The organism is Rhodoferax sp. P2_H8_2, from assembly GCF_056403235.1.
The window spans coordinates 29,462-51,441 of sequence record NZ_JBFUFW010000005.1; the positions used below are offsets into that span (position 1 = coordinate 29,462).

Annotated in this window: 20 protein-coding genes; 3 read left to right on the forward strand and 17 right to left on the reverse strand. The window is 58.6% G+C overall.

The genetic code is table 11. The features are described from left to right. Nucleotides 1-5: 5 nt before the first annotated feature. From trhO to AC1DV6_RS10625, 8 genes are all read right to left on the reverse strand, one after another. Nucleotides 6-962, reverse strand: coding sequence for an oxygen-dependent tRNA uridine(34) hydroxylase TrhO (gene trhO / locus AC1DV6_RS10590; RefSeq protein ID WP_477977430.1), 957 nt, complete (start codon nucleotides 960-962; stop codon nucleotides 6-8). A gap of 49 nt (nucleotides 963-1,011) precedes the next feature. After that, nucleotides 1,012-2,112: an SO2930 family diheme c-type cytochrome gene (locus AC1DV6_RS10595; protein ID WP_477977431.1), complete on the reverse strand. Its 1,101-nt coding sequence runs from the start codon at nucleotides 2,110-2,112 to the stop codon at nucleotides 1,012-1,014. Between the two features lie 20 nt (nucleotides 2,113-2,132). Further along, complete coding sequence (locus tag AC1DV6_RS10600; RefSeq protein WP_477977432.1) at nucleotides 2,133-3,377, reverse strand: parallel beta-helix domain-containing protein; 1,245 nt, start codon at nucleotides 3,375-3,377, stop codon at nucleotides 2,133-2,135. Nucleotides 3,378-3,509: 132 nt separating this feature from the next. Then, a complete protein-coding gene (gene dnaJ, locus AC1DV6_RS10605; protein ID WP_477977433.1) occupies nucleotides 3,510-4,649 on the reverse strand; it encodes a molecular chaperone DnaJ in 1,140 nt (379 codons plus the stop codon). 99 nt (nucleotides 4,650-4,748) lie between these two features. Next, entirely contained in the window at nucleotides 4,749-6,707 is a 1,959-nt protein-coding gene (gene dnaK, locus AC1DV6_RS10610; RefSeq protein ID WP_477977434.1) for a molecular chaperone DnaK, read from the reverse strand. A 158-nt stretch (nucleotides 6,708-6,865) separates the two neighbouring features. After that, on the reverse strand, nucleotides 6,866-7,426 hold the full coding sequence (gene grpE, locus AC1DV6_RS10615; protein ID WP_477977435.1) for a nucleotide exchange factor GrpE: 561 nt from the start codon (nucleotides 7,424-7,426) through the stop codon (nucleotides 6,866-6,868). A gap of 82 nt (nucleotides 7,427-7,508) precedes the next feature. After that, nucleotides 7,509-7,862 carry an FKBP-type peptidyl-prolyl cis-trans isomerase gene (locus AC1DV6_RS10620; RefSeq protein WP_477977436.1) on the reverse strand — a complete coding sequence of 118 codons (354 nt, stop codon included), beginning with the start codon at nucleotides 7,860-7,862 and terminating at the stop codon, nucleotides 7,509-7,511. 201 nt (nucleotides 7,863-8,063) lie between these two features. Then, nucleotides 8,064-8,375, reverse strand: a complete 312-nt coding sequence (locus AC1DV6_RS10625) for a winged helix-turn-helix transcriptional regulator (RefSeq protein WP_477977437.1) — start codon at nucleotides 8,373-8,375, stop codon at nucleotides 8,064-8,066. A 185-nt stretch (nucleotides 8,376-8,560) separates the two neighbouring features. On the opposite strand from AC1DV6_RS10625, the gene AC1DV6_RS10630 reads away from it, so the two are divergent. Next, the gene (locus AC1DV6_RS10630) at nucleotides 8,561-8,842 is read left to right on the forward strand and encodes a late competence development ComFB family protein (protein WP_477977438.1); all 282 of its coding nucleotides are present in this window, start codon (nucleotides 8,561-8,563) and stop codon (nucleotides 8,840-8,842) included. Here AC1DV6_RS10630 and AC1DV6_RS10635 read toward each other — a convergent pair. From AC1DV6_RS10635 to AC1DV6_RS10655, 5 genes are all read right to left on the reverse strand, one after another. After that, the gene (locus AC1DV6_RS10635; RefSeq protein ID WP_477977439.1) at nucleotides 8,839-9,681 is read right to left on the reverse strand and encodes a shikimate dehydrogenase; all 843 of its coding nucleotides are present in this window, start codon (nucleotides 9,679-9,681) and stop codon (nucleotides 8,839-8,841) included. The two genes, AC1DV6_RS10630 and AC1DV6_RS10635, sit on opposite strands and share 4 nt — an antisense overlap. Before the next feature lie 90 nt (nucleotides 9,682-9,771). Further along, nucleotides 9,772-12,102: an RNA polymerase sigma factor RpoD gene (gene rpoD, locus AC1DV6_RS10640; protein WP_477977440.1), complete on the reverse strand. Its 2,331-nt coding sequence runs from the start codon at nucleotides 12,100-12,102 to the stop codon at nucleotides 9,772-9,774. 225 nt (nucleotides 12,103-12,327) lie between these two features. Further along, a complete protein-coding gene (gene dnaG, locus AC1DV6_RS10645) occupies nucleotides 12,328-14,187 on the reverse strand; it encodes a DNA primase (protein WP_477977441.1) in 1,860 nt (619 codons plus the stop codon). Between the two features lie 85 nt (nucleotides 14,188-14,272). After that, a complete protein-coding gene (locus AC1DV6_RS10650; protein ID WP_477977442.1) occupies nucleotides 14,273-16,063 on the reverse strand; it encodes a gamma-glutamyltransferase family protein in 1,791 nt (596 codons plus the stop codon). Continuing rightward, entirely contained in the window at nucleotides 16,060-16,644 is a 585-nt protein-coding gene (locus AC1DV6_RS10655) for a peroxidase-related enzyme (RefSeq protein WP_477977443.1), read from the reverse strand. Before AC1DV6_RS10655 ends, AC1DV6_RS10650 begins: the two co-directional genes overlap by 4 nt. 169 nt (nucleotides 16,645-16,813) lie before the next feature. On the opposite strand from AC1DV6_RS10655, the gene katG reads away from it, so the two are divergent. Further along, the gene (katG, locus tag AC1DV6_RS10660; RefSeq protein ID WP_477977444.1) at nucleotides 16,814-18,991 is read left to right on the forward strand and encodes a catalase/peroxidase HPI; all 2,178 of its coding nucleotides are present in this window, start codon (nucleotides 16,814-16,816) and stop codon (nucleotides 18,989-18,991) included. Between the two features lie 43 nt (nucleotides 18,992-19,034). After that, the gene (locus AC1DV6_RS10665; RefSeq protein ID WP_477977445.1) at nucleotides 19,035-19,406 is read left to right on the forward strand and encodes a carboxymuconolactone decarboxylase family protein; all 372 of its coding nucleotides are present in this window, start codon (nucleotides 19,035-19,037) and stop codon (nucleotides 19,404-19,406) included. A 90-nt stretch (nucleotides 19,407-19,496) separates the two neighbouring features. Here the strand turns inward: AC1DV6_RS10665 and AC1DV6_RS10670 are convergent, their stop codons facing one another. The 4 genes from AC1DV6_RS10670 to AC1DV6_RS10685 all read right to left on the reverse strand — a co-directional run bounded on the left by AC1DV6_RS10670 (nucleotide 19,497) and on the right by AC1DV6_RS10685 (nucleotide 21,841). Continuing rightward, complete coding sequence (locus tag AC1DV6_RS10670; protein ID WP_477977446.1) at nucleotides 19,497-20,111, reverse strand: hypothetical protein; 615 nt, start codon at nucleotides 20,109-20,111, stop codon at nucleotides 19,497-19,499. A gap of 127 nt (nucleotides 20,112-20,238) precedes the next feature. Further along, a complete protein-coding gene (locus AC1DV6_RS10675; protein ID WP_477977447.1) occupies nucleotides 20,239-20,541 on the reverse strand; it encodes a hypothetical protein in 303 nt (100 codons plus the stop codon). 116 nt (nucleotides 20,542-20,657) lie between these two features. Further along, nucleotides 20,658-21,203 (reverse strand): hypothetical protein, encoded by a 546-nt coding sequence (locus AC1DV6_RS10680; RefSeq protein WP_477977448.1) that lies wholly within the window; start codon nucleotides 21,201-21,203, stop codon nucleotides 20,658-20,660. 149 nt (nucleotides 21,204-21,352) lie between these two features. After that, a complete protein-coding gene (locus AC1DV6_RS10685) occupies nucleotides 21,353-21,841 on the reverse strand; it encodes a hypothetical protein (RefSeq protein WP_477977449.1) in 489 nt (162 codons plus the stop codon). Nucleotides 21,842-21,980: the final 139 nt, after the last annotated feature.

The following is a 21,980-nucleotide window of genomic DNA, read 5'->3' on the forward strand; positions in this document are numbered from 1 at the left end:
GGGCTTCAGGTCTTGGCGGGTTTGGGCAACACCGCACCGATGTGTGTCTGGCGGCGCGCTTTGGCCAATTCCCACTGGCGCTGCCGTTCGCGAGCGCTGTTCTTTTGCGTCTCTGACGTGGTGGCGTGGCAGCGCGGGCAACTGACGCCTGCTTCAAACAGTGGTGATTCGGTGGCACCGTCTTCCAGGGGCTGGCGGCAGGCGCGGCACAGGCCGTGAGCGCCTGGCACCAGGCCGTGCCCGACCGACACGCGCTCATCAAACACAAAGCACTCGCCTTGCCACAGACTTTGTTCCCGGGGCACGGTCTCCAAGTATTTCAGAATGCCGCCTTCCAGGTGATAGACCTCGTCAAAGCCCAGCGTGCGCATATACGCAGTAGATTTTTCGCAACGAATACCGCCAGTGCAAAACATCGCGACCTTGGGTTTCTTCTGCGGTTCGGCACCTGCGTTCAGCGGCTCGTACTGCGCTACCCACTGGGGCAATTCGGAAAAACTCTTGATGTGTGGATCGACCGCGTTCTTGAACGTGCCAATTTCTACCTCGTAATCATTGCGCGTGTCGACCACCACCACATCCGGATCGCTGATCAGCGCGTTCCAGTCTTGCGGTTTCACATACGTGCCAGCCATATGCGTCGGGCTGATGCCATCGACTTGCATCGTGACAATTTCCTTTTTGAGTCGCACCTTCATCCGATAGAAGGGCGCCTTGTCGGACCAGGATTCCTTGTGCTGCAGATCGGCAAACAATGGGTCAGCGCGCAAGTACGCCAGCACTGCATGGATGCCCTCGGCCGGTCCCGCAATGGTGCTGTTGATGCCCTCGCGGGCCAACAGGATCAGGCCCTTGACGTTGTGTTGCTCGCAAAAGGCGAGTAGCGCTGGCTTGCGTGTTTCGTAGTCAGGGAGGTCGACGAATTTGTAAAAAGCAGCAGTCAGAAAGCGGGGCGTGGGCATACCCCTATTTTGCCTCCCCAGCCGCCGGTCTGAGGCGGGAGTTTTGCGCTTACTTAACGTCGCAATTGCCGCTGACCGAATTGATCCAGGACTTCAACAGTTGCACTCCCTCTTTGTCGATCAGGTTACGCCCCAACCGCGGCATCATTGCCTGGCCGGTGGTGGCTTCCATGCGCGTGACCAACAGGGATTGATCGGGTTTGCCGGGAACGATGTCAAACGTCAGGTTGTTGCCACCCGAACCTGCAGCGACGTGCTGCTTGCAGACACCCAAATGGCTGCCCGTAGCTTCCAGCGTCAGGAAAAGGCCCGACTGGCGGGCATCTCCCAGTTTGTTGTGGCAATGGGCGCAGTTGATGTCGACATAGGCCCGTGACCGCTCTTCAACAGTGCCAGCCTTGGGATCGGAGTAGGCCACCATGCGTGGGATCGTTGCGGGATCTGTGGGCAGCCCCTCCCAATGGGCGAGCTGCCCCAGCTTGGTGAGCTGGTTCATCTTTCCGCTGGTGTAGCCGTAGTCCATGTTCATATGCCGCGCCTTGGGGCCAATCGGCTCGATGCCAGACTGACCCACGGTGGCGTTCACCGCATGGCAGTTCTGGCACTGCCGCGCATTGGGCACGTCGTAGTTGAACGCGGAAACCTGGCCAGTCGCTGCATCGCGCAGGCTGCCTTTGACCGTCAGTCCAATGCGGCGCAGGCTGGCCGCAGTTTGCTCGGCATTCCACACATAGGTGTTGGCCAGCCAGTTGCCATCGGCCTCACGCTGCAGGATGCGGGTCTCGACCATCTGGTACTTCTGCAGGTCGATGGATTCACCAGCATTGATCGCACTCGTCTTAAGCCAGCCGCCCGCGTTCTGCGGGTCGCGGGCGTAATAAAAGGTCTTGCTGATGATGGTGCCGACTGGAAAGTCCAGCACGCCATCGGCCTTGTAGCCCACTTTGGAACCAGCGGGCAACGTGACCGTGCGGAACTTGAGCGCGTAGTCGCTGAACAGCGTGGAAGTCAGGCTATAGACCATGCTGTTGCCATGCACGGTCAGTGTCTTTCCGTCGCTTTTGACTACGCCATAGCTATCCAGTTGGTCGGGCAGCGCAGCGTTTGCACCCCCTGCCACCATGCCCAACACCAGCAGACAACGTGGCATCCAAGTTCGCACCATAGACATCAGGAGCCTTTGACAGCAGTGACCGCGGGCAGGGCTGGCAACGTGCAATCCTGGTCAGCCGGAACTGCGTTGTACGCACGTGGCTTCCAGACGCGGAACAGGGCTTTCCACAGGCCTGCGTTTTCCAGATCCAGATTGGCAAAGGCGATGTTGGGGTTCTCCATCGTGTTGTTCTTGATGCACAACTTCAGTTCTGCGATGTCCTTGATCTTGCCGGCCTTGATGCCGTCATGCAGCACCTGGGGCATGGGTTCCAGCTTCACGCCAGCCCAGCCTGCGCCGTCCTTGATTTCGGCCAGCATGCCGGAGGGTTTGCTGCCGGAGTTGCGCATCACGTTGTCGTGGATGTAGGTGTTGCGCGCTTGGGCTTCGTAGTTCGGGTCTTTGATCGGGCGCTCGGACGCGTAGAAGCTGGTCACGATCACGCTGGCGGTTTGGTTGTTCTCAATCGTGTTGTTGAAAATTTCCACATCGCGATTCGCAAGAATCATGATGCCGGTGCCGGCTGGCACCATGCCCACGATGTTGCCCTTGGGCGCGAAGTTGGCGGTGTTGTTGTCATGCACCTTGTTGCGGAAAATGCGTGTGCCCTTGCCGTTCTGGATCACCGGGAGGTCAGGCATCGAGAACACCAGAATGCCACCGGTGTTGCCATACGCTTCGTTGTCGTACACGTCAGCGCGCAGGCAGTTTTCGATTTCGATACCGGCCACGTTCTCGGTAATGCGGTTGTTGCGCAGCACCACGTCTTCGGTCTGGCCCACATACAAACCAGAGTCGGAAGCGCCGCGGATGTAAGAGTGCTCAACCAGGATGCGTTTGCAGGCCACCGGGTACACGCCGTAGCCGCCATTGGTTTCTTTCACCGGGCCAGTCCAGTCGACCGACAGGCGGCGGATCACCAGGTCTTCGCAGTTCTGCACCTTCAGGCCGTCGGCCTTGGAGTCGAGGATCGCGAAGTCCTCAAACGTCAGGCCTTTGCCGGTGGCATCAATGCCGTTGCCGGTGTTTTGTCCCTTGAAGGACAGCACGGTCTTGCCCATGCCGGCACCGCGCACGGTCACGTTGTTGGCAGAGATCGATAAGGTTTGCGTAAATTCAAACCGGCCTTCGGGCAGCTTGATCACACTGCCATCTTTCGCATCGATGAACTGCTCCATGATGGTTTCGGTGGGCGAGAGCGCTTGGGCGCCAAAGGCGGCCAGCATCAGGGCAGCGCCTGCGAGATACGCGAAACGGGGCATGGATGTCTCCGGTGTAGTTATGGTGAAAAAATTATAGGATCAATAATTTGTCTTTAAAGGACATGTGCCCGCGTAAAAAATGCCGCCGGGTCCTGTCAGACCGGGCGGCATCGTGGGGCAGGGCAGTCGCGATTAGCTGAAGAAACTCTTCAAGCGATCTGTCCAGGAGTCACCCGAAGGCGAATGCTTGCTGCCGCCCTTTTTGAAGGACTCATCGAGTTCCTTGAGCAGCTTGCGCTGGTGTTCACTGAGCTTGACCGGCGTTTCCACCGCAATGTGGCAGTACAGATCGCCGGGATAGCTTGCGCGCACGCCCTTGATGCCCTTGCCGCGCAGGCGGAACTGCTTGCCGGTTTGCGTGCCTTCAGGGATATCAATCGCCGCTTTGCCTGCCAGCGTGGGTACATCGATCTCGCCACCCAATGCAGCCGTCACCATGCTGATCGGCACCGAGCAATGCAAGTCATCGCCATCGCGCTCGAAGATGTCGTGCTTCTTCAGGCGAATCTCGATGTACAGGTCGCCCGGAGGGCCGCCATTGGTGCCGGGTTCGCCATTGCCCGCGCTGCGAATGCGCATACCGCCGTCGATACCCGCTGGGATTTTGACTTCCAGGGTTTTCTGGCGTTTGATCTTGCCTTGGCCTTGGCAGGCCACGCAGGGCTCGGGAATGACTTTGCCTGCGCCACGGCAGGTGGGGCAGGTTTGCTGCACGCTGAAGAAGCCCTGGCGCATTTGCACGGTGCCATTGCCATTGCAGGTGCCGCAGGTCTTGACCTGGGTACCGGGCTTTGCGCCCGTGCCTTTGCAGGTGTCGCAGTTGTCCCAGCTCGGAATGCGGATCTGCGCATCCTTGCCTTTGGCGGCTTCTTCCAGCGTCACTTCCATCGCGTAGCTGAGGTCCGAGCCGCGGTAGACCTGACGGCCACCCGCGCCGGCACGGCCACCACGTTGCTGGCCGAACATGTCGCCAAAAATATCGCCAAAGGCTTCTGCGAAACCGCCAAAGCCTTCTGCACCGGGGCCGCCGCCACGATTCGGGTCGACGCCGGCGTGGCCGTACTGGTCGTAGGCGCCACGCTTTTGGGCGTCCGACAGCATCTCGTAGGCCTCTTTGGCCTCTTTGAATTTCTCTTCGGCCACCTTGGATGTATCCCCCTGATTGCGGTCAGGGTGGTGCTTCATCGCCAGCTTGCGATAGGCCTTCTTGATGTCTTCTTCCGAGGCGTTTTTGGGGACGCCCAGAATTTCGTAATAGTCTCGTTTGGCCATGTTTTATCTGCGCCTACTTGCAACCCATATATCAACACAAAAGCCGCGTTGAGCCACCAGAGTGTTCAACGCGGCGACTGGGCATGAATGCCGCAGGGCTTAGCCCTTCTTGACTTCCTTGACTTCAGCGTCGACGACATTGTCGTCATCGGCGGGCTTGGAGGACGACTGTGCGTGCGATGCATGTTCCGCGCCAGCATCGCCAGCAGGTGCGCCTTCCGCAGCCTGCTTGGCCTGCATGTCGGCATACATCTTTTCGCCCAGCTTCTGGCTGGCCGTCATCAATGCTTCGTTCTTGGCCTTGATGGTGTCCTTGTCGTCGCTCTTCAATGCGTCTTCCAGGTCCTTGATCGCAGCTTCGATTTTTTCCTTCTCGCCGGCTTCGAGCTTGTCACCGTATTCGGACAGACTCTTCTTGACGCTGTGCACATTGGCATCGGCTTCATTCTTGGCCTGCACCAGTTCCAGCTTCTTCTTGTCGTCCGCAGCGTTCAGCTCTGCGTCCTTGACCATCTGCTGGATTTCGGCTTCGGACAAACCGGAGTTGGCCTTGATCGTGATCTTGTTTTCCTTGCCAGTGCCCTTGTCCTTGGCGCCTACGTGCAAGATGCCGTTGGCGTCTATGTCAAACGACACTTCGATTTGCGGTGTGCCGCGGGCTGCCGGTGGAATGCCTTCGAGGTTGAACTCGCCCAGCATCTTGTTGACGGCCGCGATTTCGCGTTCGCCCTGGAACACCTTGATGGTCACCGCAGGCTGATTGTCGTCAGCTGTCGAGAAAGTTTGTGCAAACTTGGTCGGGATCGTGGTGTTCTTGGTGATCATCTTGGTCATCACACCGCCCAGGGTTTCAATACCCAGCGACAGAGGTGTCACGTCCAGCAGCAGCACGTCCTTGCGGTCACCGGACAACACCTGGCCTTGAATGGCGGCGCCCACAGCGACGGCTTCATCGGGGTTCACGTCCTTGCGCGGCTCTTTGCCAAACAGTTCCTTGACCTTCTCTTGCACCTTGGGCATGCGGGTCATACCGCCGACCAAAATCACGTCATGGATGTCGGCAACGTTGACGCCAGCGTCCTTGATGGCCATGCGGCAAGGCGCAATCGTGCGCTCGATCAGTTCCTCGACCAGGCTTTCCAGCTTGGCGCGGGTCAGCTTGATATTCAGGTGCTTGGGGCCGGAAGCATCGGCTGTCACGTAGGGCAGGTTGATGTCGGTCTGCGCGCTGGAAGACAGTTCGATCTTGGCCTTTTCAGCCGCTTCCTTCAGGCGTTGCAGTGCCAGCACGTCCTTGCCCAGATCCACGCCTTGTTCTTTCTTGAACTCGGTGATGATGAAGTCAATGATCTTCTGGTCGAAGTCTTCGCCGCCCAGGAAGGTGTCGCCGTTGGTGGACAGCACTTCGAATTGCTTTTCGCCATCGACGTCAGCGATTTCGATGATGGACACGTCAAACGTACCGCCACCCAAGTCGTACACGGCGATCTTGCGGTCGCCCTTTTCGTTCTTGTCCATACCGAAAGCCAGTGCGGCTGCGGTGGGCTCGTTGATGATGCGCTTGACATCCAAGCCGGCGATACGGCCTGCGTCCTTGGTGGCTTGGCGCTGTGCGTCGTTGAAGTACGCAGGCACGGTAATCACCGCTTCGGTGACGGCTTCGCCGAGGTAGTCTTCGGCCGTCTTCTTCATCTTGCGCAGAATGTCAGCGCTGACCTGTTGTGGCGCCATGCGGTTGCCGCGCACTTCCACCCATGCGTCGCCGTTGTCGGCGGCGGCAATGGTGTAAGGCATCAGGTCGATGTCCTTCTGCACTTCCTTCTCGGAGAACTTGCGGCCGATCAGGCGCTTCACCGCGTACAGCGTGTTCTTGGGGTTGGTCACCGACTGGCGCTTGGCGGATGCGCCAACCAGCACTTCGCCGTCTTCCTGGTACGCAATGATGGAGGGCGTAGTGCGAGCGCCTTCCGAGTTCTCGATCACTTTGGGCACATTGCCTTCCATGATGGCCACGCAACTGTTGGTGGTGCCCAAGTCAATGCCGATGATTCTTCCCATGGTGTACTCCTGCTTAATCGGTTGGAGACAGAGCTAAAGGTCTGTCCCGTAAAGTTGTTGAAAATCAGATGTGGATAACGTGTGGGCTGTTTCGTCTGTTTCAAGACCCCAAAATCAAAATGGGTTCTTGCCAGCCCCGCTGCAAAGCTTTTGGCCCCTTACTTGGGCGCCGATACGGTGACCAGGGCGGGCCGCAAGATGCGGTCGGCGATGGAATAACCCTTTTGCAGCACGCTGACCACGGTATTCGCTTCGTGTTCAGACGGCACCACGCTGATGGCCTGGTGCTGGTGCGGGTCAAATTTCGTGCCGGCGGCCGGGTTGATGGCCAACACCTTGTTGCGCTCCAGCGCGGCGACCAACTGGCGCAGCGTGGCCTGAGCGCCTTCGCGGATCTGCTCAGGCGTAGCGTCCTTGATGATCAGTCCCGCTTCCAGGCTGTCAGCCACGGGCAGCAAGCTTTCCGCAAAACCTTCCACGGCGAATTTACGGGCCTTGGAGATTTCGTCCTCAGCGCGACGGCGGGCGTTTTCAGCCTCAGCCTTGGCGCGCAGGAACTGGTCCGCCAGGTCGGCGCTTTTGGCTTGCAGATTGGCCAACTCGGCCTTCGCTTCGGACAGCGGGTCAAACGTAGGGTCGCTATGGGCGGCCATGTCTTCCGTGCTTTGGTAGTTGGCCGCAGATGCGGTGCCAGGGATGGTGGGGTTCTGTTCAGACATGGGAAAGGTTCGGGTTACAGATACTGCTACCCGATATGGGGATATTTTCGGGAAATTTCAAGGGCCAGGGCGTAGCCCCGCATCAGCCGGCAGTGCCCAGCAGCTCAACGTCAAATTTGAGGGTCGCGTTAGGCGGAATCACACCGCCCGCGCCGCGCGCGCCGTAGCCCAAGGCCGCGGGGATGATCAGGGTGCGGGCACCGCCGACCTTCATGCCAGCCACGCCTTCGTCCCAGCCACGGATCACCATGCCAGCACCCAGGCTGAACACGAACGGGTCGTTGCGGTCCTTGCTGGAGTCGAACTTGGCGCCTTGCACGCCATCGTTGTACAGCCAGCCGGTGTAATGCACGGTGACCGATTGGCCTTTGGTGGCTTCCGGGCCTTCTCCGACGGTGGTGTCTTCAAACTGCAGTCCGCTGGCAGTAGTGGGCATGGCAAATCCTTGGAATGTAAAAAAGCAGGTAAGCAGGCGCTGTGCTGGGGGCACAGGCTTGGCGTCAATGGAGGCGGAATTATGCCGCAGTCAACGAATGTCCCCCAAGGGCCCGATTCGTCACGAGGCGTTACCGGTAGCAAACAAAAAAAGACAGGCCATGCCTGTCTTTTCTTTTGGACCAAGCCGGTAGTTGCTGGATCAGCGGGATTTCTTGGCCAGGCCAGTGGACCACTTGTTGGCAAATGCCTGCAGTTCGCCCATGCGTTTGAGCAAATCTGCGCCTGCAGCAGTCAGGGCGTAGCCATCGCCACCATGGGTCAACAAGTTCGCTTCGCGCAATTCCTTGATGCGGGTATTGAGGGTGTTGGGGGTGATGGTGCCCACGCTGTCCTGCAACAGGCGGAAGGTCTGCGCATGGCCGTCGCGCAGTGCCCATAGCACCCGCATGGCGTAACGTGATTCCAGTAAACCCAGCAATTGGCCAATAGCAGCCGTTTCCTTAGAACTCATTAATTATCCTCTCCACAATACCGCGATGACCAATTTGGTTGAAGCGAAACTATATCGTAGATTCCGGACTGCTACAAGTTTCATAGCTATACGCATTTACCCGGGGTTGGCCGCCACTTGTCAGTGCACAGCAGTGGTGCTAAGGTAGCCGCATTGCGCCCCAAAACCAGAGTCTGGAGAGTTTCATGGTGTTTAATTTCGAGCAAGTTCACAACTACTACGAACGACTCGTTTTTGAAGATGTGGCCCGTTTGGCGAGCGCTCACCCGACTTTCACGTCCGATATGCTGGCTGACGTGGCCTGCGTAGCACTGAACCGACTGCCCGTGCGCTATGTGCGCCACGACGTGGATCTGATGTTTTACCTGACCGAGGGCGAGCGCCACACCATTGAGCAGTCGATGGAGGAGACCCTGACTTTCGCCTTCAACTTCGTCGGCAGCCGCGCTGCCAAGACTGCCGCCTAGAAAGTCGCCAGTAACTTGCTGCGCAACTCGTCCGAGTTGGTCGGCAGCACCCCGGTCCAGGCTTCAAACGCCAGCCGGGCCTGATTGATCAACATTCCCAGACCGTTCACCGTTGCGTTACCGCGTTGCGCCGCTGCCGTCAGCAAAGGCGTTTGTAGAGGCGCATAAACAATGTCGGCGACCAGGGCGCTGGCTGGCAAATATTGCAGTGAGAGATCCAGTGGCGGCTGACCCTGCATGCCCTGGTTGGTCGTGTTGACCAGCAGGCCGCACTCGAACAGTGCGTCGCCGCGCTCATCCCACGCTACCGCGCGCACCGCGTCGCCGAACTCGTGCTGCAGAGCCAGCGCAGTGTCCCAAGTCCGATTGCAGACCCTGATCTCGGTGGCGCCATGGTGCAACAGCCCGGTGATCACCGCACGTGCGGCGCCACCGGCGCCAATCACAACGGCCGAGGCGTGGTCGGCGCGCCAGTCCGGCTGCGCATCTTGCAGACTTTGCATGAAGCCTTCGGCGTCTGTGTTGTGTCCGGTCAGGCTGCCGTCCTTTTCTACTACTACGGTGTTCACGGCTCCGATGCGCTGGGCCAGTGGCTCCACCCGGTCTACCAGCGACAGCGCAGCGATCTTGTGCGGAATGGTCAGGTTGCAACCGGCAAAGCCCAGCGCAGGCAAACCGCGCAATGCCGCTGCGAGGTGTTCAGGCTGCACAGGCAGCAAGACATAGTCGCCGCGCAGGCCATGCTCGGCAAACCAGTGTTTGTGAATCACGGGCGAACGCGAGTGGGTAACGGGCCAGCCCATGACGCCCGCCAGTGTGTAGATGTGTTCTGTGCTCATGTGCGATCTAGGTCCAAGGAGCACATGCTATCAAAAAAATAGCTGCTCACGCCCGTTGTGCGGGCGTGAGCAGCCAGTTTTTACAATCGATTACAGCGTGTCGGTGAAGCTGCGCAGCTTGTCCGAACGGCTTGGGTGCTTGAGCTTGCGCAGCGCCTTGGCTTCTATCTGGCGAATACGCTCACGGGTCACGTCAAACTGCTTGCCCACTTCTTCCAAGGTGTGGTCGGAGGTCATCTCGATACCGAAGCGCATGCGCAGCACCTTGGCTTCGCGTGGCGTCAGGCTGTCCAGGATGTCCTTGACCACATCGCGCAGGCCAGCCTGCATCGCAGCTTCCATAGGCGCAGTGTTGGCGCTGTCTTCGATGAAGTCGCCCAGGTGGCTGTCGTCATCGTCACCGATCGGCGTTTCCATGGAGATCGGCTCTTTGGCGATCTTCATGATCTTGCGGATCTTGTCCTCAGGAATTTCCATCTTCGCAGCCAACACGGACGCATCTGGCTCGAAACCGAACTCCTGCAAATGCTGGCGGCTGATACGGTTCATCTTGTTGATGGTTTCGATCATGTGCACCGGAATACGGATGGTGCGCGCCTGGTCCGCAATGGAGCGGGTGATGGCCTGGCGAATCCACCAGGTGGCGTAGGTCGAGAACTTGTAGCCGCGGCGGTATTCAAACTTGTCCACGGCCTTCATCAAACCGATGTTGCCTTCCTGGATCAGATCCAGGAACTGCAGACCGCGGTTGGTGTACTTCTTGGCGATGGAGATCACCAGGCGCAAGTTGGCCTCGATCATTTCCTTCTTGGCCGCGCGCGACGAGTACTCGCCTTCGTTCATGCGCTTGTTGATGTCCTTCAACTGGTCCAGTGGCACAACGACTTTGGCTTGCAAGTCCATCAGCTTTTGCTGCAGGTCCTGCACCGGTGGCACATTGCGCGCCATGATCGTGCTCCACGGCTTGCCGGCAGCGGCCTGCTTCTCGATCCACTTCAGGTTCAGCAGATTGGAGGCAATCTTGTTGCCGTTCTTGTCGCGGCCGCTGAAGTCAGCGATGAAGTGTTCTTGCGGGTAGCCGCATTTGTCCACAATGATGCGGCGAAGCTCGCGCTCTTTCTTGCGAACATCGTCGACCTGCGCGCGCACCATGTCGCACAGCTTTTCAATCGCCTTGGCGGTGAAACGGATCGACATCAGCTCTTCGCTCAGCGCGTGTTGCGCCTTGACGTAATGCGGCGTGCCGTAGCCTTCCTTGTCGTAGATCTTGTGGACCTTTTCGAAGAGCTCGCGCATCTTGTCGAAGCGTTCCAGCGCCTGCTTCTTCAGCTCTTCAAGCTTCTTGGTCAGCGCCTTGGAGCCGCCCTTGCCGTCGTCATCGTCGGCTTCGTCGAACTCGTCAAAGTCTTCTTCGGCCACATAGTCGTCGGCCTCGTTGGGGTTGGAGAAGCCGTCCACGATGGTGGTGATAACGACTTTGCCTTCGCGGATGTCTTCGCCCAGGCGCAGGATTTCGGCAATCGTGGCAGGGGATGCGGAGATCGCTTCCATCATCGCCATCAGGCCGCCTTCGATGCGCTTGGCAATTTCAATTTCGCCTTCGCGGGTCAGCAGTTCAACCGTGCCCATTTCGCGCATGTACATGCGAACCGGGTCGGTTGTGCGGCCGAATTCGCTGTCCACCGTCGACAAAGCCGCTTCGGCTTCTTCTTCAGCTTCTTCGACCGTGGCGGAGGTGGATACGTTGTTGTTCAGCAGCAGGGTTTCTGCGTCTGGGGTCTGCTCGTAAACGGCGACGCCCATGTCGTTCAACATGGAGATCACGACTTCCAGCGTTTCGGCATCAACCAGCTTGTCGGGCAAGTGATCGGAGATTTCGCCGTGCGTCAGGTAGCCGCGGGTCTTTCCCAGTGTGATCAGGGCCTTGAGGCGTGCGCGGCGCTTGGCCATGTCTTCTTCAGACAGCACGGTCTCGTCCAGACCAAATTCCTTCATCAAGGCGCGTTCTTTCGCCTTGCTGATCTTCATCCGCAGGGGTTTGACTTTTTCCCCGGTCGTGGCAACCGGCTCACCAACCAAGTCAGCTTCAATGTCCGACATGTCCATGTCGTCCGAAGAGCTTTCCGCGCCGGCCTTGGGCTTGCGGCCGCGCTTGGCGCCGGTCGTGGCCTTGGGCGGTGCGCTGGATTCAGCGGCAGCGGCCTTGGGAGGGCGACCCGGTTTCTTCTTGGCAATTGCTTCCACGGGCGCTGGGGCCACTTTTGCAGCAGGCTTGGCAACGGGTTTTGCAGCCGCTTTGGCGACGGCTTTAGGTTCTACTTTGGCTTTGGATGCGGGCACTGCGGGGGCTTTCTTGGGCGTCGTTTTTTGCGTCGTTTTAGGCGCAGACTTGACTGACTTGGCGGACTTTTGAGCTGGCATGCAAAAACCTCAGGACATCAATGACAACGGGACTGAACAGGCACCAGCTCAGCGTTGTGGCAACGCGGCACTGGAGTGGAAAGAGGGAACTCAATGACGAGTGAACCCCGGTTGGCAAGATGGGAGGGCGAACATTTGGAGTGCAGTCCTTGCGGTAAGGTGGCCGGTCGTGATCAGTGTCATCGTTTGGCCTGGCCCGGAGGTGCTGCTGTCGCTCTTGCCGAATCAACCTTGGATTATACCGTCGATTTGGGATTTTTCCAGTTGGCGGGTCAGTTGCAGGCGCCGGTCTTTGAGTTCCTGGTAGCGCTGCAAGGCGCTCGGATCAGCCTTGGATGCCTCAATCGCCTCGGTTTCCTGCTCCTTGATCCGCTCCACCAGCAGGCGGTTCAGCAGGTCGCGCAGCTCCAGCGCGGTCTCATCCGGATGCGCGCCGGTCGTGCCGTGTTCGGCCATCAGCCGCATCGCCAGATCTTCCACGGGCAGCCCGGCCAGGGCCTGGCGCAAGCCCTCCCAAGGCATCGCCCCATATTCGTGCAACTGGCTCTCCAGCCAGGAAAACAGCTCACCGTGCGGCGCGGGTAGTTCGCACAGCATTGCGTGCTCTTCGCTGGAGAGCGATTCCCACAGGCCAGGTTGTCCCAGCATGAGCCGTGTCACATGGTCCGCGCGGCTGGCGGGCATCGCGCGGCCGAAGGTCCGGCTGCGGACTGGCGGCTTTTGCCCTTGCGTCGCGGGATGGCGCTTCCAGGCATTGCTACTGGGGGCGGCACTTTGCGCTGGCGCCCACATCGCAGAGAGAGCCCCCGCGTCCAGTTGCGCTAGCTTCGCCAGTTCCGCCAACAGTTGCAGCTTCAGGGCACCCTCGGGTAACTGAAGCCACAGCGGCTTGGCGTTGCTTGCCATATGGGCGCGGCCCTCGGCGGTATTCAGGTCGCAGCCTTCGCGCGCCGCTTCAATCAGAAAGCGGGACAGCGGCGTGGCCTCCGAGACATAGCGGGCAAAGGCTTCCTTGCCGTGCTCGCGGATAAAGCTGTCCGGGTCATGCTCAGAAGGCAGAAACAGGAACTTGATGCTGCGCACATCGGTCGCATAGGGCAGGGCGCCGTCCAGCGCCTTGCGCGCAGCGCGACGGCCAGCACCGTCGCCGTCAAAGCTGAACACCACTGCGTCGGTAAAGCGAAACAGCTTTTGCACGTGATCCGGCGTGCAGGCCGTACCCAGCGTAGCCACCGCATTGGGAAAGCCCAATTGCGCCAGCGCCACCACGTCCATATAGCCCTCGGTCACCAGCGCGTAACCCATGTCGCGCAGCGAAGAGCGCGCCTCGAACAAGCCATACAGCTCGCGGCCCTTGCTGAACACTGGCGTTTCTGGCGAATTCAAATACTTGGGCTTTTCGTCGCCCAGCACGCGGCCACCAAAGCCGATGCACTCGCCTTTGATATTGCGGATCGGGAACATCACGCGGTCGCGGAAGCGGTCGTAGCGTTTTTCGTCGCTGCTGCCTTCTTCGGTGTTCGAGATCACTAGTCCGCTTTCCACCAAGAGTGGATCGTCGTACTGCGGGAACACGCTGGCCAGCGAGCGCCAGCCTTCGGGCGCGTAGCCCAGGCCAAACTGCTTTGCCACTTCGCCCGAGAGACCGCGGCCCTTCAGGTAGTCAATCGCTTTGGGCGAATCCTTCAGTTGTTTGCGGTAGGCCTCGCCTGCTTTTTCCAGCACGTCGGTCAGCGTGTTCTGCTTTTGGCGCTGGGCCAGCGCACGGGCGCGGTCCTCGGGGGAACCTTCCTCTTCCGGCACCACCATGCCGTACTGGCCTGCCAAGTCCTTTACCGCTTCGATGAAGGTCATGCCCGCGTGGTCCATCAAAAAACTGATCGCGTTGCCGTTTTTGCCGCAGCCAAAGCAGTGGTAAAACTGTTTGGCCGGGCTCACTGAAAACGAGGGCGACTTCTCCCCGTGGAACGGACACAGGCCCATGAAATTCGCGCCCCCCTTTTTCAGTTGCACATAGCGGCCCACGATGTCGACGACATCGGCGCGCGCGATCAGCTCCTGAATAAAGGTTTGGGGGATGGCCATAGGAGAATTGTAGGAAGTCCAGAGGTGCTATTGATTTGGTAGCTGCTCACGCACGTTCTACGGGCGCTGGAGGCCAATTCGATGCCTAATCGCCCAGTACCACGCCTTCGCGCCGTGGATCGGCCGCACCGCCGATGCGACCGTCAGAAAGACGCTCCAGCACATGCAGTCCACTGGTCAGTTCATATTCCTGCACCTTGTGGCCGCGGCGGTTCAGCGTGTCTATCGTGTCTTTTCCAAAGCGGCCGGCTTCTAGAAACGTCGGGCCATTGAGGCTGCCAAAACTGGGCAGGTTCACAGCCTCCTGCAAAGGCAGCTGCCAGTGCAGGCGCGCATAAAGCGTCTTGGCAACAAAGTGCGCAATCAGCGGGCCGCCGGGGCTGCCCAGCGCCATCACCGGTTTGCCCGCACCGTCAAACACCAGCGTGGGCGCCATCGTGGAGCGCGGGCGCTTGCCTGGCTGTATGCGGTTGGCGACAGGCTTGCCGTCTGCGCCCTTGGGCAGCATGCTGAAGTCGGTCAACTGGCTGTTCAACAGAAAGCCACCCGTGAGGCCCAAGCCCCGGTTCACCAGAATGCGCGCGCCCCAGGCGTCTTCAACGCTGGTGGTCAACGCCAGCACGTTGCCGTAGCGGTCCATCACCGACAGATGCGACGTGCCGGACTCTGGCTGGTCTGGCATGGGCGCGTAGGCCAATACCTCCTTGCCCGGCGTTCCCGCTTGTGCGGTGCCCATGCTGATGCCATCGGGCTTTGTATCGATGAGTCGTGCACGGCTGCGCAGATAACCTGGTTCCCACAAAGACTCCCACGCGCCTGCAGGTGGTTGCACAAAGTCCGGATCGGCCACGTACTGTGCGCGGTCCGCGAATGCGAGCCGCGCGGTCTCGGTATAGAGATGCAGCCATTGGGCCGAAGGCAATCCGCCTTCGGGCGGAAGACCTACGGCTGGCGTGTTGTCCAGCAAGCCAAGCATTTGCGCCAGTGCAATCTGCCCTGAACTCGGCGCGCCCATGCCGCAGATGCGCAAGGTCTTCGCTGCAACGGAATGCGCAAAGCAGGATGGCTCTCGCACCTTGGCCTGGTAGCCGCGCAGGTCGTCCATCGATAGGCTGCCGGGGTTAGTGTGGCCTTGCACCTTGCGCACCATGGCTTGTGCCAATACGCCGGTCATCATTGCGTCCGGCCCTTGCTTGGCGATCAACTGCAGCATGGCCGCAAGCTCTGGGTTGCGCAGCCGATAGCCCGCAGCGCGGGGCTGGCCCTTGTCATCGTAAAAGTAAGCAGCAGCATCTGCGTCATTGCGCAGTTGTGTTTCGCCACTCAGCAATTTCGCCATGCGCGGGCTCACGGCAAACCCGTCGCGCGCCAGCGCAATCGCGGGCCCGAACAAATCGGCCCAGGGCAAGCGCCCATGCTGCTGGTGTGCCAGATGGAGCATGCGCAGCACCCCGGGCACGCCGACCGAGCGCCCGCCCACCACGGCCATTACCCGCGATACCGGTTTGCCTTGCGCGTCCAGAAACAAATCTTCTTTGGCGCCTGCAGGTGCCGTTTCGCGTCCGTCAAAGGCCTGCGTGGTTTTGCCATCAAAGTGCAACAGGAATGCGCCACCGCCCAGCCCGCTGGATTGCGGCTCCACTAGCGTCAGCACCATTTGCGCGGCAATCGCCGCGTCTATCGCGCTGCCACCACGCGCCAGCATCTGCTTGCCCGCATCAGCGGCCAACGGATTGGCTGCCGCGATGGCATACGTCTTATGCGCTGCGCCCGCCTTTGCATTCCAGCCGCTGCTGCCTTCAGGCTGCACCAGTGGCGCTTGCGCCCACGCGGTGCCTATGGCAGCAGCGAGCGCGAAACAGCAAATTGATTTCACTTCTGTTTGGGCACGCGGCCCAGCAAATAAAACTCGGGGTTGGGCATCATGCTGGTCACATTCGCCATACGGTTCGAGAGGCCGAAGAACGCGGTGATGCCGGCAATGTCCCAGATGTCTTCGTCGTCAAAGCCGTGTGCATGCAGCACGTCAAAGTCGGCGTCTTCCACGGTGGCGCTGTGCAGGCACACCTTCATCGCAAAGTCCAGCATCGCGCGTTGGCGCGGTGTGATATCGGCCTTGCGGTAGTTCACCGCCACCTGGTCAGCCACCAGGGGCTTCTTCTCGTAGATGCGCAAGATCGCACCATGCGCCACCACGCAGTAAAGGCAGTTGTTGGCCGCGCTGGTGGTCGTGATGATCATCTCGCGCTCGCCCTTGGTCAGACTACTCTCGGCGCGCAGCATCAGCGCATCGTGGTACGCGAAGAACGCGCGCCACTCGGCCGGGCGGCGTGCGAAGGCCAGAAACACATTGGGCACAAAGCCAGACTTTTCCTGCACCTCCAATATCTTGGCGCGAATGTCTTCGGGCAGCGTGTTGAGGTCGGGCAAGGGATAGCGTGTCGTTGCGTTTGTCATGGTGTTTGTTGTCTTGTGTACTGGTGACATCGTAAGGCCGCATTAGGTTTGGCCTTGGGTATTGGCTTTGCCTATAGATTTCATTAATAAAACTATCTTGATCGATAGAGGCTGAAAATCTACACTGGCCCGGTCAGTCCAAGTAGTAACCACTCAAGGAGAGAGACCCATGTCAAGCGAAGCCAAATGCCCGTTCCACCATGCAGCCGGTGGCGGCACCACAAACAAAGACTGGTGGCCGAACCAGTTGCGCGTCGATCTGTTGAACCAACACGGCAATAAATCCAACCCCTTGGGCGAAAAATTCAACTACGCTGAAGAATTCAAGAAGCTCGACTACGCTGCATTGAAGGCCGACCTCGTCAAACTGATGACCGACTCGCAAGACTGGTGGCCCGCTGACTTCGGACACTATGGCCCGCAGATGGTCCGTATGGCCTGGCACAGCGCCGGCACCTACCGCACGCTCGATGGTCGCGGCGGCGGCGGGCGCGGGCAGCAGCGCTTTGCGCCGCTAAATTCCTGGCCTGACAACGTCAACATCGACAAATCGCGCCGCCTGCTGTGGCCCATCAAGCAGAAATATGGCCAGAAGATTTCCTGGGCCGATCTGTTCATCCTGGCTGGCAACGTGGCGCTGGAATCCATGGGCTTTCGCACCTTCGGCTTTGCCGGTGGCCGTGAAGACGTGTGGGAACCCGACATGGATGTGAGCTGGGGCACGGAAACACAATGGCTGGCCGCCGACAAGCGCTTCAGCGGTGCCAACGGCGCTGCATTTGATCGCAACAAGGGCGAGGGCGAGCTGGACAAAACCCTGGGCGCCACCCACATGGGCCTGATCTACGTCAACCCCGAAGGACCCAACGCTAGCGGCGACTACATGGCCGCGGCCAAAGACATCCGCGCCACCTTCTACCGCATGGCGATGGACGACGAAGAAATCGTCGCGCTGATCGCCGGCGGCCACACCTTCGGCAAGGCCCACGGCGCCGCGCCTGAATCGCACAAGGGCGCGGAACCGGAAGGCGCCGACATCGCAGCACAAGGCTTGGGCTGGAACAGCAGCTTTGGCCAAGGCCACGGCAAAGACACGGTATCGAGCGGCCTGGAAGTCACCTGGACCACAACCCCCGCGCAATGGGGCAACAACTTCTTCGAGAACCTGTTCAAGTTCGAGTGGGAGCTGACCCATTCGCCCGCTGGCGCCAAGCAGTGGGTGGCCAAGAATGGGCCGGACATCATCCCCGACGCGCACATCCCCGGCAAGTTCAACAAGCCGACCATGTTGACCACCGACCTGACGCTGCGCTTCGATCCCGAGTTCGGCAAGATCTCCAAGAAGTTCCACGACGACCCGCAATCCTTCGCCGAAGCCTTTGCCCGCGCCTGGTTCAAGCTGACCCACCGCGACATGGGCCCCAAGGCCCGCTACCTTGGCCCCGAAGTGCCGAAGGAAGAATTGATCTGGCAAGACCCGTTGCCTGCGGCCACGCTCAATCCAAGCGCTGCCGACATTGCGGACCTGAAAGCCAAGATCGCTGCATCGGGCCTGTCAGTGAGCGAATTGGTCTCCGTGGCCTGGGCCTCGGCCTCCACTTTCCGTGGCGGCGACAAGCGCGGCGGTGCCAATGGCGCGCGCCTGGCGCTGGCGCCTCAAAAAGATTGGGACGTCAACAAGATCGCCGTCAAGGCGCTGGCCAAGTTGCAAGAGATCCAGAAGGCATCCGGCAAAGCGTCGCTGGCCGACGTGATCGTGTTGGCTGGCAGCGTGGGCGTAGAGCAGGCGGCCAAGGCGGCGGGCGTTGCGGTCGAAGTACCGTTCGCAGCAGGCCGCGTGGACGCTACGCAAGCGCAGACCGATGTCGAATCTTTTGCAGCACTCGAACCTGTGGCCGACGGTTTCCGCAACTACAAGAAGGGCCCCATTGGCGCAGCGACCGAAGCGCTGTTGCTCGACCGCGCCCAGTTGTTGACGCTGACCGCGCCCGAGCTGACCGCATTGGTCGGCGGCCTGCGCGTGTTGGGTGCGAATGCCGACGGCGGCAAGCACGGTGTGTTCACCGACAAGGTCGGCGTACTCAGCAATGTGTTCTTCGTCAACCTGCTCGACATGGGCACGGTGTGGAAGGCTGTCGATGGCACAGGCGAAGTGTTCGAAGGCCGCGATCGCAAGTCCGGCGCGGTGAAGTACACCGGCACCCGCGCCGATCTGGTCTTCGGCTCCAACTCGGTGCTGCGGGCGTATGCGGAGGTGTATGCCAGCGCAGACGGCCAGCAGAAGTTCGTCGCGGACTTCGTGGCAGCGTGGACCAAGGTGATGAACCTGGACCGTTTTGATATCTAGGACGTAACGCTATGCTCGGGGTCTTCCTTTTGGAGACCCCGACATGGATTCGCAATACCAGGCCGGCATGGCCACCCGTAAGCAAGTGATGGGCGAAGAGTTTGTTGCAGCCGCACAAGCCAACACAACACCCTTCACCCAGCCGATTCAAGACCATATCAACCGCGCCGCCTGGGGCGACACCTGGCAGCGCCCGGGACTGGACCTCAAGACCCGTAGCCTGATCACCGTAGCCATGCTCACGGCACTGGGCAAACAAAATGAACTGAAGGGCCACGTGCGCGGCGCGCTGAACAATGGCGCAACGGCGGTGGAGATTCAGGAAGTGTTGTTACACGCGGCCATCTATTGCGGCGTGCCTGCGTCAGTGGAGGCGTTTCGGACGGCGAATGAGGTGGTGGGCGAGAAGGTTTAGGTCGGCTTCAGGCTGATAGCGGTCTTGAGCCTCTCTCCAAAGCGGTCGTGAATGCTGCCACTCAAGTCTCTTTGAAGATAAAGCATGGCCTCATGTTGCAGGCTTATAAAAGTCGAGCGTCAACTTGTATCCTGGCTCGTACCTTGCACGTAGGAATTCGCTATAGATTCTTCGACGTACGGGCTCGTTGTCCCTGACCAATAGTAGCCAATACGCCTTTATCGCCGTAGTCGATCGGGAGTCAGCCGTGGCGATCAGCGTAACGTTCTGCCAAAACTCCGCACCGCCGCGAAGTCGAACATATTTGGCCATGTTCCAGAACTCCCAACGCACACGCTTGCCGAGGTAGCTTATCGCGACGGATTCAAGGCGTTGTTTCTCACTCGCGGATAGGACGATCTGCTTGAAGCGGTTCCAAATTATCTGCTTGTGATATCCAGATCGGAAGGCAAATGGGTCTGCCTCTAGAAAGGCAATCGCCGATTCGGCATCTGGACTTTCGCCCTTCGTAAAGTCTAGCCAAGCCTTGCTACCGCCAGGAAAGAAGAGTTCATCAAACTGACTGTGAAAATCGGCGCAGGCTGCCTGCCACTCGGCCTTATGAGCTGCGGAAGTTGCTCGATATTTAACGGTCTCGTTAATCCGATCATTCAGCGCTCGCATTCTTTCGGCGTTGGCAGTGATTTGAGTGACTAAATCACTCATGAGGTCTGAAGAACAATAGATGGAACTGTCATCAAAATCAAATCAGTCGAAGAATGACGCTCGGGGTCTGCTTCCGCTGCAAAGCAGCTGGCCGATTTTAAGAGCCCGGAGTGCATAGCTGTCCGCTTTATAAAGACACTTCAATGCTTCGTGTATCGTCGGCCGGAGGACCATAGCGAAGAGTCGCGACCACATTTCGGATGGACGTTGCTTTTACGAGCGCGGTCTTTATCGCACTAAACAGTGCATCCGCGTCTGGGCCATACATGTACAACAAACCATCACTTCCATCGGATGCAATCTCATTTCCGTCAAATTCGCCGACGCCTGCAGCCACAATCGCATTTTCCAATTCGTCTTCGAGCGCAAAAAGCGCGGAAAGATCTGTACTCCCATAGTCGAAACGTACGATAACTGCATGCTCTGACATTGCTATATCCATTTCTATGTGTTGCCTAACCCGGGGCAATATTTCATGGGTGTTGAATCGGCGAGGTTAAAAAACTGTGCGGCTTCGTCGCAAGTCTGCTTTCGCTGCACAGCTGTCTAACCAGGCGGTGCCGAAAACACAACTTTGTAGACACGATCATTCTTGAAATATAGCGTGAAGAATATTTCCAGTTCGCACGCACACTTCGAATCAAATCTCCAGCTATTGGCATTACTACCGTCGACGACAGGTGAGCCGAGATTCGCTCGCACTTCAGCTTTAGTGGAGCCAAGATGAAGCGCATGCCAATTGCCAAAGCCTTGCTTCGGATTGAACCACTTTGATTTAGCTGCTTTCTCTTCGTGCGCGCCAACAAGGACGCCTTCTTCAATCGTTAACTCGCCGATCACGTCGTCCGTAAAACTTAATGTGTGCAGGGTGGCGGTTCTCTTCAAATCGACAAAGTATCTCCCGCCAGTATCGCCTTCGTCCTTCCGGAATATGCCCGTGCCTAGCAAGCGCTTCACTTCTGAGTCGGTGGTGACCCCGAGAGTGATTCCGGCGAGATTCAATGGCCAGCATACGGGCGATAAGGGAACGTCCTCGGCAGAAACCGTACTTGCCAGAAGCAACAAGAACAACGTGCGAAGTATCTTGGTCATGAATATGTGATGCTTTATGAGCATTTTGATATCAGAGCAATTCCAGCCCATATGCAATTCAATCGGAAACTCCGAAATAGGGTAGGCCTGAACAAGTCTGCTTTCGCTGCAATCCGGAATTGCTTAAACAATGGATATTGCGTCGATTTTCATTCGACGCCAGAAGTCGGCAACTGCAAGACATTTTGGTGCTCTCGCCAACGCCATACGGAATAGAAGACGAGTGCGCCTACCAATCCATGAAGTGAAGAAAACAATAGGTTTTCACCATAGCTAAGCCATGCATAGTTAGTTGGAATTCCATTTACATAAGTCTCAACATACTTACCATGCCAACTCTGACCGGCAGAAAAACCATTGAGTTGGCTTGGCCAAAAAAATGCAAACGGTAAGGCACCGATCAAAAAACCAGCAATTCCAAGTGAAGTCCAACTCTCTCGATGAAGTCTGCGAAGTAACAGGAAAGTAGGAATGCCAAGAATTAGCACGACTGCGCCAGCAACGGCCATCACGGCGAGCAGAAAAAACCCCAGTCCATAGAACTGCTGTGGCGAATCAATGAAGTCGACAGCCAAGCGCGCGATGAACACAACAGGCTGCACCGCCACTGCAGCCAAAGCTGCAATCCAGATGTTCATTGTTTGTGGCTCTTTTGGGGCATCCATATTCTCAAATCAATATCAACTTTAGATTATTGGAAGCGAAATAGCGGGTCTCTGGGGATGTCCGCTTCCGCTGCAACGCAGACTTGCTGAAAAAAAGAGTCGCTTAATTCCA